Genomic DNA, 595 nt, shown 5'->3' on the forward strand with positions numbered 1-595 from the left:
TTTTGGAGGAGTGCCTTTAAAACTCAGCAAAGCCAATATAAATGAATTAAGCGCGCCAAGAGCTACAAAAGATGAAGTTTACGAGCAAATCATTGCAGATTTTGAACGAGCAAAACAATTATTACCAAACGCTGGTGAGTACCTTAGTGATCGTCCGATTAAATTAGCCGCTAATATGTTTTTGGCAAAAGTATACATGACAATTGCTAGTGAGACGAATGATATGGATATGTGGCAAAAAGCATACACAGAAGCTTTTCCAGTATATGGACAATATAGTCTAGTACCAGTATTTGAGGAATTATATGATATAAATAACGAAAACAATTCAGAATCTATTTTTGAGTTGCAGTATGGACAAAATGGAGCCATTAGAAACTCAGATGTCATTCGTTTATATACACCTAGAGGATATTTTCAAAATTACAATACTTTTGGGCGTATTAGACCAAATAAAGAAACCTACGATCAACATTTAGAACAATATCCAGACGATCCTAGATTAGAAGCCACGTTTATAGCAAACTCTTATTTAAGATATAATAATAATGGAGTACAAGTACCTAAAAACATTTACCCTTTACAAGTAAATGGT

At 33.4% G+C, this 595-nt stretch carries 1 protein-coding gene; it reads left to right on the plus strand.

Annotated elements, in window-relative coordinates:
* On the plus strand, nt 1-595 hold a 595-nt coding region (locus ACVC2P_RS12750), incomplete at both ends, for a RagB/SusD family nutrient uptake outer membrane protein (protein ID WP_452598851.1).

The organism is Pontimicrobium sp. MEBiC01747 (assembly GCF_053601635.1).